Below are 14,247 nucleotides of genomic sequence, written 5' to 3'. Positions count from 1 at the left end.
CGCCATCCGCTTAAGCTGCAGTCCTCATCAAGCAAGAGGACTTTCCATGATCCGCACCCTTCTCATCGTTTCCGCCCTGATCGTTCCTTCTGCCGCATTGTCGCAGACGCTGCCGACCGCGCCCTATCTGCCGCTCGAAATGGCGGAAAAGGCAGCCAAGGCAGCGCTTCAGGCCTGCTCCGCCAAGGGCAGCGCCGTCACCGTCGCCATCGTCACCCGCGATGGCGCCACCAAGATGGTGCTGAAGGCGGATGGTTCCGGTCCGCATACGGTCTCCAGCGCAACCGGCAAGGCCTTTGCCGCCGCATCGCTTGGCCGCGATATCGGCGAGATCGCCGAATTCATCGCCTCCAAGCCGGCCAATGATGGCCTTCGCAACATGGATGAGCGCATGGTCATCCAGGCCGGCGGCCTGCCGATCAAGATCGGCGACGCCCTGGTGGGCGGTATCGGTGTCGGCGGCGCGCCATCGGGCGTGATCGATGCCGAATGCGCGCGTGAAGGTCTCAACACGATCGGCGCGAAATAAACTGCGTCAATGCGATACGGCGGCTTCGCAGGAGGCCGCCGGCTCTGCACTGTTGCGTATCAACCCGCCATTGCATCCTCGTATTCGCTCGAAAGCATCAGCCATTGCTCCTCCGCGTCCGAAAGCCTGGCAGCGGCTTCGCCGCGCTCTTTCACTTTCTGCGCGGCCTTGGCGGGGGCCTTCTCGTATAGCGCCGGGTCCGCCAGTTCGGTGTCGAGCGACTGAATCACTTTCTCAAGCTTTGCCGTCAGGGACTCGATTTCGTTGATCTTTTTCTTGAGCGGCGCAAGCTGGGCGCGCTTTTCTGCGTTGGCCTTGCGTTGATCCGCTTTCGACGCCTGATCGGCAGCGGCCTCGGTCTTGTCTTCCTTCTTCCTGCCGGAGGAAACGACGAGATCGCGATATTCCTCCATGTCTCCTTCGAAGGTCTTGACCGTGCCGTCGGCCACCAGCCACAGCCGGTCCACCGTCGCCTCGATGAGGTGGCGGTCGTGCGAAATGAGGATGACCGCGCCGTTATAATCATTCAGCGCCTCGATCAGCGCCCGGCGGCTGTCGATATCGAGGTGGTTGGTCGGCTCGTCGAGGATCAGCAGGTTCGGCGCATGGAAGGCCGCAAGCCCCATCAGCAGGCGAGCCTTTTCGCCACCGGACAGATCCTTCGCCGCCGTCGCCATCTTTTCCGTCGCAAGCCCCATTTGCGCCACGCGGGAGCGCACCTGCGCTTCGGGGGCCAGCGGCATCAACTTGCGCACATGTTCGACCGGCGTTTCATCCGGCACGAGGTCATCGAGCTGGTGCTGCGCGAAGAAGCCGATCTTGAGGCCGGGCGCGACACGCAGATCGCCGGCCTGCGGCGCAAGACGACCGGAAATGAATTTCGCAAAGGTCGATTTACCGTTGCCGTTCGAGCCGAGCAGCGCGATGCGATCGTCGTTGTCGATCCGCAGATTGAGCTGTTTCAGGATGGATTTTCCAGGCTCGTAACCCACAGCACCGCCATTGATGGCGACGATGGGCGAGGCGGGCTGCTTTTCCGGCTCGGGGAAGGTGATCGGCTGGACGTGATCCTCGATCACGGCGGCCACGGTGCCCATGCGCTCCAGCGCCTTGATGCGGCTTTGCGCCTGCCGCGCTTTTGTCGCCTTGGCGCGGAAACGGTCGATGAAGCTTTGCAGATGTTTGCGGGCGGCGTCGTTCTTTACCTTCGCCTTCATCTGCAATTCGTCGGCCTCGGCCTTCTGCCGCTCGAACTGGTCGTAACCACCGCGATAGAAGGTCAGCTTCTTCTGGTCCAGATGCACGATGGAATTGACGGCATTGTTGAGAAGATCGCGATCATGGCTGATGATGATGACTGTATGCGGATAACGCCTGATGTAATCTTCCAGCCAGAGTGTGCCTTCGAGGTCGAGATAGTTGGTCGGCTCGTCGAGCAGCAAAAGGTCGGGTTCGGCAAACAGCACCGACGCAAGCGCCACGCGCATGCGCCAACCGCCGGAGAAGGAGGAGGCGGGGCGAAGCTGCGCCTCGTGATCAAAACCGAGACCGGCAAGAATGCTTGACGCGCGCGCTTCGGCCGAATGGGCGTCGATGTCGACAAGCCGCATCTGGATTTCCGCGATACGATGCGGATCGGTTGCGGTTTCCGCCTCGGCGAGAAGCGCGCTGCGTTCCTTGTCGGCGGAAAGCACGATGGAAATCAGCGATTCCTCGGTGCCCGGCGCTTCCTGCGCGACCTGGCCGATGCGCGCCATCTTCGGGATCGTCACCGAACCGCTTTCAGCCGAAAAATCGCCGGTGATGACCCGGAACAGAGTGGATTTGCCGGCGCCGTTGCGGCCAACAAGGCCCGCCTTCACGCCGGCGGGAAGCGTCACGCTGGCATGGTCAAGAAGCAGACGCCCGGCGATGCGGGCGGAAAGATCGGTAATCGTAATCATGGCGCCGTTTTGGCCGAACTGTCTGGCCAAGGCAAGAGCGCCCGCGCCACACCATGAGAGAATGCTGTCTCAGGAGCCGAGTTGCGCCAGATAGCTGCTGCGGCTGTGTTGCGACACCTCCCGCGAATAACCGACGACGCAGTTGCGCGCGCGGCATCGGGCCGAGAGCAGGGCGAGTTCCGCATGGCCGAAAAACTCGGCTGGCGTGGCGGTGCCATCCACTTCCGCGACGCCGATCGAAACCGTCAGATGTTCGCCATCGCCGCCAGTGGTTGCGAAGCGCAATGCCTCCACGCTCTGCCGCAGCCGCTCGGCAATGGCCTCGGCCGTGTTTTGCGGCACGCCGGCAAACAGAAAGGCAAATTCATCGCCACCGATACGGGCGACGAAATCGTCCTTCTTGATGGTCTTGCGAAACAGGGCGGCGAGACGTCGCAACGCCTTGTTGCCTGCAGACGAGCCATATTTGCCGTTGATTTCGCGGAAATGGTCGATATCCAGCAGCACCAGCGAAGTGGCTGAGGCAGCCCGGTCCTTCGCGAAAAGAGTGCCGAGCTTTTCAAGAAAGGCGGCACGGTTTGGCAATGCCGTCAGCGCATCGCGCAGCGAGGCGGCCTGCAGCTCCGCGCGGTTCCTTTCAACCTCGCGAATTTTCACCAGCCCCATGGCGATGAAATGCCGAAGGCTCGTCTGTTCTTCGCGAATATCGCCCAGCAACTCGACGAAACGCTCCATTGCGGGCGGCTCGCAATCCTCGTCCTGCTCAAGGCTGCTCATGAAGATTTCAGTGCGGTGAAGGCTCGCATCCAGCCGCGCGGAAATCTGCGTCAGTGTATCGAAAGCCTCGCTTGCCATCTGCTCCGCCTCGATCCGCGAAAAACCGGGCAGATTGTGCCGCTGGCCGATGAGATCGATTTCATGCTGCTGCGGCGCGTTGCCGAGCGCGAGAATATCGCGGCCCATGGCCGGGTTGTGTCCAGACAATATTTCGTAGATCAATTCGTAGTTGCGCGGCAAAGGCGCAATGTTCATCTTGGCGATGAACTGCGTGATTTTGGTAACGACAAGTGAACTTCTTGCATGTTCGCGTTTTTTATCACCCGCCGATGTCGTCACTGACAGCCCCAATACCAATGGATTATTATGAATAGACCGGCGATAACCGATTGTTGAACGGCGCTATTCTTACAAGCAACGGTTTAAAATAGAATAAACCCAGAAGGGAATTTTGCCGTCACGAAGCATGAATCCGCATTGGCGCGCCTTGATGGATAATATGACAAATCCTGATTTGATTTCGGGTGGCGACCGTTTTTATATCGCTTCATCGATGTTGCAGAAGAGGGGCAGCCCATGACGACTTCCAGAACGCTCTATTCGCTATGCGGAAGCGACACTTCCCGGCCATTTTCTCCCCATTGCTGGAAAACCGTGCTTTCGCTGGCGCATAAGGGGCTGGATTTCGAGGAAAGGCCTTTGCCTTTTACGGTGATCCCCACGGTGGAGGATGGTTTTTCGAAGACCGTGCCCATCCTGCGCGATGGTGACGAACTGGTGAGCGACAGTTTCGAAATTGCGCTTTATCTTGACGAGACTTACCCGGAGCGCCCCTCGCTGTTTAACGGCGAGGGTGGCAAGGCAATGGCCCGTTTCGTCGAAAGCTGGTCGCAGACGGTGCTTCACCCCGCCATCGTCCGCATTGCCGTACTCGATATCCACAATATGCTGGATGAGCCGGATCGCCATTATTTTCGCGATAGCCGCACAAAAGCGCTCGGCCGTCCGCTTGAGGATGTGGTGGCGAACCGCGAGGCGGAGATCGCAGCATTTCCGGCATTGCTCGCACCGATCCGGCGTATGCTGAGCTTCCAGCCTTTCATCGGCGGTACGTCGCCGCTCTTTGCGGATTACATCGTGTTCGGCGCGCTGCAATGGGCGAGGATCACCACCGGGCTGGATCTGTTTGCCGATAACGATCCGGTGCGGGACTGGTTCGAAGGCTGCCTCGATCTCTATGATGCGAGAGGCCGCAGTGTGACAGCGGCGTGAAATGTCTGCGCCGACAGTCGCAATCTCGTTGATCCCCCTTGTTTTCGGGCCTTTGGGCGGGTAAAGACCGCCCACTTTCTCTGAAGGAAAAGGAAACGGACACATGGCGATTGAACGCACATTTTCGATGATCAAGCCGGACGCAACCAAGCGTAACCTCACGGGCGCGATCACCAAGGTATTTGAAGACAACGGTCTGCGCATCGTCGCCTCCAAGCGCGTCTGGATGAGCAAGCGCGAAGCTGAAGGCTTCTACGCCGTTCACAAGGAGCGTCCCTTCTTCGGCGAACTCGTTGAAGGCATGACCTCCGGCCCGACCATCGTTCAGGTTCTGGAAGGCGAAAACGCCATCCTCAAGAACCGCGAAATCATGGGCGCCACCAACCCGGCCCAGGCCGCTGAAGGCACCATCCGCAAGAGCTTCGCGCTCTCCATCGGCGAAAATTCCGTTCACGGTTCCGACGCTCCGGAAACCGCTGCACAGGAAATCGCCTACTGGTTCGCCGAAACCGAAATCGTCGGCTGATTCAAAATCTCAACGGCTTGAATCGCTATTGCAGGCGATTGCGTGAAGCTGCTGAAATGACTCGAAGAAGCGGGGCCGAGAGGCTCCGTTTTTTTGTTTTGATAGGGGTAAAGGGTTAGGTCGCAGCCATTCCCACCTTCCTCATTCCTGTGCTTGTCACAGAAATCCAGCCGACGCGCGTCTGCGCGGCGAAAGGAGTCCTTTCAGCCCAAGGACTTGGGCTGACTGGATCCCTGTGACGAGCACAGGAATGAGGGATGGGACGCCTTCACGTCATTCATTCCGTCAGTCCCTACGACGCCGGACAATCCTGAACCGGCCGCATATCCGTCGTGCCATCCGGTTTGAACACCTCCGGATTGGGCGTATAAAGCGGGCCGACCACCAGCGGCTTGGCGGGCAGAAGTGACTGGTCGGTGTCGGAACGGATCGTGGTTTCGATGCTCTGGAGAATGTCGCCTTCCGGCCCTTTGATATGGATGGTGACCTTATAGGGCCGGTCCTGCTTCACGCATTCCACCGGTGGGCTCTGAACCGTGATCTTTTCGTCTTTCGGAAAAATCTTCTCGCGGCTGGTGAGGTCTGGACCACCGCGAGGGTTTTCGAACGTCGCCTCGATGGTGCTGCCGTCACGAATGGGGGCGATGCGCTGAAGGGTCACCAGATAGGTGGCGATGGCCACGCGGTAGTTAAACACAAACATCCGGCCGGAGATCTTCGCCACCTCACGCGGTTCGTCCCGCTGGCAGCCGGAAAGGGCGAGCATCCCTGCAATCGCCAGCAATGGAAGGGCGATTCCTTTCATGTCTGCGCCTCCTTTTTCCGGTGATAGTGCCGGCTGGCTTTCTGCCGGTTGCCGCACACAGCCATATCGCACCAGATGCGGCTTCTGTTCCTGCTGCGGTCGATAAACAGCCAGCCGCAATTGCCGCAGATGCGCAGCCGTTCCTGCGTCTCGTCCGCAAGTAGCGAGAGGGCGGAATGGGCGGTGGCATTGCCGAGGCTTTCGGCAAGCGGAAACGTCCGCAGCGCCGTGCCGCAGGCGAAGAGAAGCCCGGCCAGTTTGCCGTCGCCATCTTCGCTGCCGGTGATGGACGTGCGGAAATAATCGTCGACAGCCTCGCGAAGCTCTAGAAAAACCGGCCGCCTTTCCGCTTCGGGTGCGATGAGCGTGGGAAACCTGTGGCGCTCCGCACCGAGCCTTGTCGCCGCTTCGGCAAAGGCGGCGATCTGCGCGGGCGCAGCAAAACGATCGACTGATTTTGCCACGTCTGCGCGCAGGATCACGCTATTGGCGACATCCAGCGCCAATGCGCCGCCTGCGAAACGATGTTCTGTCCAGCGAAAGGTCATGCCATTATTATAACTGTCAAAATGGGTTTTAACAGTTATAATAATGGCGGGAGGACGCGCTTGGCCTATTTCCTGCAACAATTGTTGAATGCGGTGCCGGTTGCCTCGCTCTATGCGGTTCTGGCCTTCGGGTATGCCATCGCCTTTTCGGTCACCAGACGCGCCGATGTCACCTATGGCGCCATATTTGCTTTTGCCGGCCAGACCTGCCTGCTGTTTGCCGATTTCGGCTGGAACCGGCTGTGGCTGGTTCTGCCGGCAACACTTGCGCTCGGGGCGGGGGCGGGCCTGTTCGGTGGGTTATGGGCGGCGGGTTTTGTCGGCAGGGCGGTGATGCGGCCGTTAGCGAAAGCCTCTCCCAATGCGGTGACCGTCGCCTCCGTCGGTGTATTGATAGCGCTTACGGAAAGTGCGAGGCTGGCCGCCGAGACAAGGCAATTATGGCTGCCGCCGCTTCTGTCCGAGCCGGTGCGTTTCTGGGCCGATGGCGGCTTTGCGGTGACCCTGACGCCGATGCAGATGCTGAACACGGCGGCGTTCTGCCTGCTCATTCTCGCGGGGTCGTTTTATCTCAGCCGTTCCGCTTTCGGCAGGCGTTGGAAGGCGGTGTCGGACGATGCTTTTGCCGCCGCTTTGTGCGGGGTGAATGCGGGCAGGATATTTCTGCTGTCCTATTGCGCGGCGGGTCTGGTCGCCGCCATCGCCGGTGTGCTGGCCACATTTTATTACGGCACCATGGATTTCGGGGCCGGTCTGGTTTTTGGGCTGAAGGTGGTGCTGATTTCAGCGGCGGGCGGTTATGCCAGCCCGCTCATCTGCGGCCTTGGGGCCGCCGCCATCGGTTTTGCGGAAACTTTCTGGGTCGGTTACGGCCCGGCCGCCTGGCGCGATGCGGTGGTTCTGGCGATGCTGGTCGGCTGGCTGATTGTCATGCGCAGCAGGGTTGAAACACCCTAGAGCATTTCCATGAAAAGTGGACGCCGGTTTTCCGTCCGGAAAAGCGAGAAAAGGACAAGCACTATCGCCACCTGTCCTTCGCCGCATCGTCGGTTGCCTTTGCTGCAACCCAGTCGCCCGTCGAGCCATCCCTGCCATGTTCCTTTTTCCAGAACGGGGCGGATGTCTTGAGATAGTCCATTACGAAATTGGCGCCATCAAAGGCCGCCTGTCGATGAGACGAGGCTGCAATGACGAGGACTATATTTTCGCCGGTGGCGATCTTGCCGTGGCGGTGGATGGCGGTGAGGCCAAGCAGGCCGAAACGCTCCATGGCAAGTTTGGCAATGCGGGTTATTTCCGCTTCCGCCATGCCGGGATAATGTTCTAGCTCCAGCGCCGCGAGCGTGCCGCCATCATCCCGGCAGAGCCCGGTGAAGGCCACCACCGCGCCGATGCTCCTGTCACTTTCCGTCAGCCGGCGCGTTTCTTCCGCAACGTCGAAATCCTCTGCCTGGACGCGGACTGTCGGCTGCATCCGCTCATCCCCCCGTCATCGGCGGGAAAATGCCGATCTCGCGTGCGGCGGCGATGCTTTCGTCATGCTCGACATGTTCCTGATTGACGGCAACACGGATCACATTGGGAAATTCGAAGGCGGCTTCGTAATTTTCACCGCGTGCCGAAAGCCAGGCGATCAGCTCACCGGCCGTGGTGACGGAGGAGGGGATATCCAGCTCCTCTTCATCCGTGCCTATCTTCTCGCGAACCCAGGCGAAATAAACGATCCGCGTCATCATTCTTCGTCCACGATGTGCTTGAGGCCGGCTTTGAAGTAATCATAGCCGGTATACATGGTGAGCGCTGCGGCGAGCCAGAGAAGCGTAATTCCCATCTCGGTCGTGTAGGGCAGAACCTTGTCGCCCGCAGGACCCGCAAGCAGAAAGGCGATGGCGACCATCTGGATGGTGGTCTTCCATTTGGCGATGCGGGTAACGGGAACGCTGACTTTCAGCGCCGCCAGATATTCGCGCAGGCCCGAAACCAGAATTTCGCGGCAGAGAATGGTGATGGCGGCCCAGAGCGACCAGCCGGCAATGGTGCCATCAGCCGCCATCAGGAGCAGCACGGAGGCGACCAGCAGCTTGTCGGCAATCGGATCCAGCATGCGGCCGATATTCGACGTCTGGTTCCAGATACGCGCCAGATAACCATCGAGGAAATCGGTCAGCGAGGCGATGATGAACAGCCACAGAGCCGTCCAGCGCGCGAAATCCGAGCTTTCCAGTTTCCCTTCGACGTAAAAGCACAGAACAATGACAGGAACCGCGAGGATGCGGCCATAGGTGAGAAGGTTGGGAATGCTGTATGCGCGCGAAGCCATGGGAAACCTGTCAGTCTAAGATCAGCTGCCTTGATGCCGCCGCTAGGGCACAGCGTCAACACGTCATTATGTTTTTTTAGCAGTTCGGTCTCACCGTTCTGCGTCAATCGCTGCCGCTCTCGTGGAAGTGATTGTAAATTTGCCGCGCCACCGTCTCGGAGATACCGCTGACAGCCATCAAATCGTTGAGGCCGGCGCGCGAAACGGCCTTGGCCGTGCCGAAATGCTGCAGCAGGGAGCGCTTGCGGCCCGGCCCGATTCCCGAAATTTCATCCAGCGGATTGCGCACCATTTCCTTCTTGCGCCGCGCCCGGTGCGAGCCGATGGCGAAACGGTGGGCCTCGTCGCGCATGCGCTGGATGAAATAAAGCACGGGATCACGCGGCGGCAGCGAGAAATCGCTGCGCCCGTCCGCGAAGAATCGTTCGCGGCCTGCCTCGCGGTCCACACCCTTGGCGACGCCGATGGCGGTGACACAGTCGCGAATGCCGAGCTCGTCGAGGATAGCCCGCACCGCCGTCATCTGACCCTGACCGCCGTCGATCAGGATCACATCCGGCCAGGCGGGGAAGGGCATGTCGGCCGCTTCCTCCGGTGTCGGGGTCCGTTCGCGGTCGGGCTTGCCTTCTTCCTTCAGGAGACGGGAGAAACGGCGGGTCATCACCTCGCGCATCATGCCGAAGTCATCGCCGGGGGTGATGTCGGTCGATTTGATGTTGAACTTGCGGTACTGGTTCTTCACGAAACCTTCCGGACCCGCCACCACCATGCCGCCCACGGCATTGGTGCCCATGATATGCGAGTTATCGTAAATCTCGATCCGCCGCGGCACATAGGAAAGGCCGAAGGTTTCCGCAAAACCCTTCAGCAGCCGCGCCTGGGACGAGGTTTCCGCCAGCTTGCGGCCATGCGCCTCGCGCGCATTGGCAAGCACATGGTCGGTAATGTCCTTTTTCTCGCCGCGTTGGGGCACGCTGATCGTGACCTTGTGTCCCGCCTTTTCACCGAGAGCGGCGGCCAGCAGTTCCTGCTCCTCCACCGTTTCGGAAAGCAGGATCTGTTTCGGCACGGGCTTGTCGTCGTAAAACTGCGCCAGAAATGCGTTGAGAATTTCCGAGCCGGGCAGGGAAGGATCGGCCTTCGGGAAATAGGCGCGGTTGCCCCAGTTCTGGCCGGTGCGGAAAAAGAATACCTGAATGCAGGAGATGCCGCCCTCATGGTGGATGGCGAAAACATCCGCTTCCTCGATGCCGGCGGGATTGATGCCCTGATGGCTCTGGACGTGCGAAAGCGCCGCCAGCCGGTCGCGATAGACCGCGGCGCGCTCGAAATCGAGATCTTCGGCCGCCTCGTTCATCTGCCGTGCAATCGCGGTCTTGACGCTCTGGCTCTTGCCGGACAGGAAATCCTTGGCTTCCTTGACGAGTTCCGCATACCCCTGATCGCTGACCTCATGCGTACAGGGGCCGGAACAGCGCTTGATCTGATAAAGAAGACAGGGGCGTGTGCGGGTCTCGAAAACGCTGTCGGTACAGGTGCGGATCAAAAAAGCGCGCTGCAGCGAATTGATCGTGCGCCCGACGGCGCCGGCCGATGCAAAGGGTCCGAAATAGTCGCCCTTGCGCGCCCGGGCGCCGCGGTGCTTGAAGATCGCCGGTGCGCGGTTGTCGGCGGTAATTAGAATATAGGGAAAGGACTTGTCGTCACGCAGAAGCACATTAAAGCGCGGCCGCAAGCGTTTGATCAGATTCGCTTCGAGCAGAAGCGCTTCCGTCTCCGTGCGGGTGGTGACGAACTCCATATGGGTGGTGAAACGCACCATCTGGGCGATGCGGTTGGAATGGACACGGCCCTGCGCATAGTTGCCGACGCGCTTCTTCAGCGAGCGCGCCTTGCCGACATAAAGCACGTCGCCCGCATCGTTGAACATGCGATAGACACCCGGCGAGTTCGGCAGGTGTTTGACGAATTCACCGATCAGATCCATGCCCTTCAGGCCGGATTCGTTCTTCCAGCCTGCATTCCAGTCCATGCCGGCAACGTCGCGCGGAGCCTCGGCCGCTTCCGGTGCGGCAAGGCTTGCATCGTCGTCTTCGTCGTCGGTTTCATCGAAGAGAATACCGCCATCAGGCAGCTTCTTTCCGTTCATTCATTAATCTCCGCCACGTCAGGGGTTTCCCAGCCAAGGTGCTGGCCGCCGTCGAGCGCGATCATTTGTCCGGTGATCGACGGCGTGTCGAAAAGAAAGCGAATCGTCCGCCCGAACTCGTCCGGTGCGGGACCTCGCTTTAATATAAGGCCGTCGATCTGCGCCTGAAAGTCCTCGGGCGCCTGTCTTTCGCTTTTGAAGGTCGGACCCGGACCGATGGCATTGACCCGCACGCGTGGTGCAAAGCTCTGCGCCATCGTCCGCGTGGCTGTCCACAGGGCGGATTTCGAAAGCGTGTAGGAATAAAACCGCGGCGTGAGCGCCAACACGCGCTGGTCGATGATATTGACGATCAGCCCGGATTTGTCGGCAGGCAATTGTTCGACAAAGGCGGCGGCGATGAGGGAAGGAGCCCGGACATGCACGGCGAAATGCGCGTCGAAGATCACGGGATCGGGTTTATCCGCCGAGTCGTCCAGAAAAATCGACGCATTGTTGATAACGAGGCCGATAGGTCCCAGCGCCGAAGAAGCCTGTCCGGTGAGCCCAGAGGCGGGCCCGGATTGTGTCAGGTCCGCCTGGACGGCAACGGCTTTGCCGCCTTTTTGCCTTATTTCGTTAGCGAATTCCTCGGCCTGCGCCATAGATTCATTGGCATGGACGGCGATCGCGAAGCCATGGGCGGCCAGATCGGTGGCGATTGCCCGCCCGAGCCGGCGGGCGGCCCCCGTTATCAAGACTGTCTTCGGTATATTTTCTTTCACGGCGGACCTGCATTTGCTCATCTCAGCCCTATTTGCTGGATATAAATGCAAATCGCAAGCTGTCCGTCAGCCCCAAAAGAATTGGGCGATTTTTTATTCACAATGCAATTTCGGTTTAATTTGAATATAACTAAGTTTAAAGGCGATCTATTGCTGATTAGGCTTCTGTTAGGGTTAATAAAACCCTTGTGGCAATTAGGCAACGTCTAATTCTAGTCACGTCTCTGCCCCAAACAATTCACATTTTGGCTCTTTGATCTCCGCATTCTCCCATCAAGTTCAGTTTCCAGAGGGGCGATTAACCCGACGATTTTACACCGCGTCTGAAAACAATGTTTTGAGTGCAGAGCGGTCCTGAAAGGAGAATAGCATGCGTATTTTCGTAGCAACCCTTATGGCTTCGACCATGGCAGCCGCCGGCTTTTCGGCTGCTCACGCCGCTGACGCCGTAAATGAAGTGCCGCAGGCACCGGTGTCCTACGACCAGCCCGCACCGGTCAAGGATTGGTCCGGCGCCTACCTCGGTGGTACGGTCAACTATGACTGGGGCCGTTTCAGCTCCAGCAATGACGGCCGTGACGCCAAGGGCTTCGGCGGCGGTCTCTACGGTGGTTACAACATGCAGAGCGGCCAGATCGTTTACGGTGCTGAAGCAGACGTAAACCTGGGCGACGAGAAGGGTTCTGCCGGCACGGTTGCCGGTAACGCCATCGAAGGCAAGCAGGGCGTCAACGGCTCGCTGCGTGGCCGCGTTGGTTACGACATGAACCCGTTCCTGCTTTACGGTACGGCTGGTCTTGCTGTCTCCGACAACAAGGTACGTGACGCGACCTCCAAGGACAGCGCCACCGCCCTCGGTTACACCGTTGGTGCCGGTGTAGAAGCCATGGTGACCGACAACATCACCGCCCGTCTGGAATATCGCTACAGCGACTACCAGAAGAAGGACTACGGTCTCGACTCCGGCGCGTTCTCGCGTGGTTTCGACGATCACTCCGTCAAGGCCGGTATCGGCGTCAAGTTCTGATCCTTTTCGGATCGGTTAAAGAAAAGCCGGGGTTTACGCCCCGGCTTTTTTGTTTCCGTGATTTGCCATGCTTAAACGCCCGGCCCAAAAAACCGGGCGTTTTGTTCGGCTGGCTCAGGCGGCGGCCTTCATTTCCGTGTAGGCTTCGAAACGCTTGCCGAAGGTTTCGGGCCAGGCGGCCAGCGCATCGCGCCCTTCGGCCCATTCACCGGCAAAACGCAGGTCGAGATAACCGATCATCGCTGCAAGGGCGAAATGGCCGCCATGCAACTTCTTGCCGGTTTTCGGCAGGTTGGCGTTGAGATAGTCAAGTCCGCGGGCCACCTTGCTCCACTGCTTGTCGATCCACGGCTGGTGGATCTTGTCTTCCGGGCGGAAACGGCGCTCGTAAACGATGGCTAACAGGCAATCCATGATGCCGTCGCACAGCGCTTCCAGAATTTCCACATCCGTGCGCTTGCCGTTCTTCTTCGGGTAGAGCTTGCCGCCTGAAAGACGGTCGAGATAATGCATGATCGCCACGCTATCATAGACCGAGCCGCCTCCATCCAGAAGCAGGACGGGAATCTTGCCGAGCGGATTGTTGTCCATCAGCGTTGCGGGCTCGGCATTGGTGTCGACGCGTACCGAGGTAATGTCGATGCCGAGATGGCGGGCGGCCATGCGCACCTTGGCGGAGTAGGGGGAGGCGGGCGAGTAAAGCAGTTCCATGGTCGGGTCCTGTGGGTTGTCGTCTGGGGACTGGAGTATTCAATAAAACTGGATAGCGGTTTTATGTCTGGAAAATGTGTAGAGACAGGAAATAGAGCGCACTCGACGCGCTCTAGCGAATGGGGATGATTTCTGCGGCGTTGGCGCGGCAGCCCTTGCGGTCAAGCTCGGGGCAATCGCGGAACGTCATGTCCCTGTTGAGGCAGATGCGCACTTCCTCAAGGCGCCTGCCGTCGCAGCTGATGGAGATACCGCGTTTCGACAGGCCCGGATTGGCGTCGGTGAAAGCGGTTTCTATGGCGTCGGCGGAAAGTGTGGAGGCCGCTGCGCCCGAGGCAATTGTTTCCGGCAGCCGGATGGCTTCGAAGGCGGCTCGCGTTGCCGAGAAATAATCCCTCTGCGACAGGCCGGAGCAGGAGCCATGCTTGCGCCACTGGTGGCCGATCAGGCCCATGGACGGCATGATATCGAACATGCTGCGGCCGATCGCGTCAGGAACACGGTCAGGCTCGCCGCTTTGGCAGAATTCGGGATAGCCGTTTTCGTTCTGCGGCCACAGCCCGTGCACGACGAAACCGTAACGCCTGTCGCTGCCGCATTGCTGGCGGTTACCCGAGCCTTCGGAACTGGCGCAGAAGGCCGGCGACCAGGACAGGGAAAGCACGTAGAAATCGAAACCCGTTCCGCGAGGCGCCGGATTATTGCCCGCATTTCTGCGCGGTCTTTCCGGTTGGGGGCGTCCTGCAGATTGCGTCGAGGCTTGCGTCTGCCGGTCGTTCGCCGGTCCCTTCGGGGCGGGGTTTTCCTGCGCAAACCACAGCGCCGCAAGCGACAGAAGACCCAAGGCGATGAAACCTGCGTAACGTTTCATTCCGT

16 protein-coding genes are annotated in these 14,247 nt (G+C 59.5%); 5 read left to right on the top strand and 11 right to left on the bottom strand.

Annotated elements, in window-relative coordinates; all coding sequences use genetic code 11:
* Positions 1–46: 46 nt before the first annotated feature.
* The gene (locus CFB10_RS17225; protein WP_020009476.1) at positions 47–529 is read left to right on the top strand and encodes a heme-binding protein; all 483 of its coding nucleotides are present in this window, start codon (positions 47–49) and stop codon (positions 527–529) included.
* Positions 530–588: 59 nt separating this feature from the next.
* Here the strand turns inward: CFB10_RS17225 and abc-f are convergent, their stop codons facing one another.
* Entirely contained in the window at positions 589–2,472 is a 1,884-nt protein-coding gene (abc-f, locus tag CFB10_RS17220) for a ribosomal protection-like ABC-F family protein (protein ID WP_026363456.1), read from the bottom strand.
* A 69-nt stretch (positions 2,473–2,541) separates the two neighbouring features.
* Positions 2,542–3,588 (bottom strand): GGDEF domain-containing protein, encoded by a 1,047-nt coding sequence (locus tag CFB10_RS17215; protein ID WP_020009474.1) that lies wholly within the window; start codon positions 3,586–3,588, stop codon positions 2,542–2,544.
* Positions 3,589–3,825: 237 nt separating this feature from the next.
* On the opposite strand from CFB10_RS17215, the gene CFB10_RS17210 reads away from it, so the two are divergent.
* Complete coding sequence (locus CFB10_RS17210; RefSeq protein ID WP_026363455.1) at positions 3,826–4,521, top strand: glutathione S-transferase family protein; 696 nt, start codon at positions 3,826–3,828, stop codon at positions 4,519–4,521.
* 103 nt (positions 4,522–4,624) lie between these two features.
* Positions 4,625–5,047, top strand: a complete 423-nt coding sequence (gene ndk, locus CFB10_RS17205; RefSeq protein ID WP_003502118.1) for a nucleoside-diphosphate kinase — start codon at positions 4,625–4,627, stop codon at positions 5,045–5,047.
* Positions 5,048–5,339: 292 nt separating this feature from the next.
* Here ndk and CFB10_RS17200 read toward each other — a convergent pair whose 3' ends face one another.
* Together CFB10_RS17200 and CFB10_RS17195 are read right to left on the bottom strand one after the other, a co-directional pair.
* A complete protein-coding gene (locus CFB10_RS17200; RefSeq protein WP_003502119.1) occupies positions 5,340–5,852 on the bottom strand; it encodes a hypothetical protein in 513 nt (170 codons plus the stop codon).
* Positions 5,849–6,400 (bottom strand): CGNR zinc finger domain-containing protein, encoded by a 552-nt coding sequence (locus CFB10_RS17195; RefSeq protein ID WP_020009473.1) that lies wholly within the window; start codon positions 6,398–6,400, stop codon positions 5,849–5,851. The genes CFB10_RS17200 and CFB10_RS17195 overlap by 4 nt, the downstream gene beginning before the upstream one ends.
* Positions 6,401–6,460: 60 nt before the next feature.
* On the opposite strand from CFB10_RS17195, the gene CFB10_RS17190 reads away from it, so the two are divergent.
* The gene (locus CFB10_RS17190) at positions 6,461–7,357 is read left to right on the top strand and encodes a branched-chain amino acid ABC transporter permease (protein ID WP_020009472.1); all 897 of its coding nucleotides are present in this window, start codon (positions 6,461–6,463) and stop codon (positions 7,355–7,357) included.
* Positions 7,358–7,418: 61 nt separating this feature from the next.
* Here the strand turns inward: CFB10_RS17190 and CFB10_RS17185 are convergent, their stop codons facing one another.
* The 5 genes from CFB10_RS17185 to CFB10_RS17165 all read right to left on the bottom strand — a co-directional run bounded on the left by CFB10_RS17185 (position 7,419) and on the right by CFB10_RS17165 (position 11,654).
* Positions 7,419–7,874 carry a molybdenum cofactor biosynthesis protein MoaE gene (locus CFB10_RS17185; protein ID WP_020009471.1) on the bottom strand — a complete coding sequence of 152 codons (456 nt, stop codon included), beginning with the start codon at positions 7,872–7,874 and terminating at the stop codon, positions 7,419–7,421.
* 4 nt (positions 7,875–7,878) lie between these two features.
* A complete protein-coding gene (gene moaD, locus CFB10_RS17180) occupies positions 7,879–8,133 on the bottom strand; it encodes a molybdopterin converting factor subunit 1 (RefSeq protein WP_026363454.1) in 255 nt (84 codons plus the stop codon).
* Positions 8,133–8,720: a CDP-diacylglycerol--glycerol-3-phosphate 3-phosphatidyltransferase gene (gene pgsA, locus CFB10_RS17175; protein ID WP_004441114.1), complete on the bottom strand. Its 588-nt coding sequence runs from the start codon at positions 8,718–8,720 to the stop codon at positions 8,133–8,135. The genes moaD and pgsA overlap by 1 nt, the downstream gene beginning before the upstream one ends.
* A gap of 103 nt (positions 8,721–8,823) precedes the next feature.
* Positions 8,824–10,869 (bottom strand): excinuclease ABC subunit UvrC, encoded by a 2,046-nt coding sequence (gene uvrC, locus CFB10_RS17170; RefSeq protein ID WP_020009469.1) that lies wholly within the window; start codon positions 10,867–10,869, stop codon positions 8,824–8,826.
* On the bottom strand, positions 10,866–11,654 hold the full coding sequence (locus CFB10_RS17165; RefSeq protein ID WP_020009468.1) for an SDR family oxidoreductase: 789 nt from the start codon (positions 11,652–11,654) through the stop codon (positions 10,866–10,868). Before CFB10_RS17165 ends, uvrC begins: the two co-directional genes overlap by 4 nt.
* Before the next feature lie 349 nt (positions 11,655–12,003).
* On the opposite strand from CFB10_RS17165, the gene CFB10_RS17160 reads away from it, so the two are divergent.
* Positions 12,004–12,660 carry an outer membrane protein gene (locus CFB10_RS17160; protein ID WP_003502127.1) on the top strand — a complete coding sequence of 219 codons (657 nt, stop codon included), beginning with the start codon at positions 12,004–12,006 and terminating at the stop codon, positions 12,658–12,660.
* A gap of 114 nt (positions 12,661–12,774) precedes the next feature.
* Here the strand turns inward: CFB10_RS17160 and CFB10_RS17155 are convergent, their stop codons facing one another.
* Both CFB10_RS17155 and CFB10_RS17150 read right to left on the bottom strand, forming a co-directional pair.
* Positions 12,775–13,371 carry a glutathione S-transferase gene (locus tag CFB10_RS17155; RefSeq protein ID WP_003502128.1) on the bottom strand — a complete coding sequence of 199 codons (597 nt, stop codon included), beginning with the start codon at positions 13,369–13,371 and terminating at the stop codon, positions 12,775–12,777.
* A gap of 112 nt (positions 13,372–13,483) precedes the next feature.
* On the bottom strand, positions 13,484–14,242 hold the full coding sequence (locus tag CFB10_RS17150) for a ribonuclease (RefSeq protein ID WP_020009466.1): 759 nt from the start codon (positions 14,240–14,242) through the stop codon (positions 13,484–13,486).
* Between the last annotated feature and the right edge of the window lie 5 nt (positions 14,243–14,247).

Origin of the sequence: Agrobacterium sp. 719_389, assembly GCF_900188475.1 — a bacterium.
GTDB classification, from domain to species: Bacteria; Pseudomonadota; Alphaproteobacteria; order Rhizobiales; family Rhizobiaceae; genus Agrobacterium; species Agrobacterium radiobacter.
The sequence above is the reverse complement of the archived record's forward strand: the minus strand, read 5'-3'. Positions and strand labels throughout refer to the sequence as shown.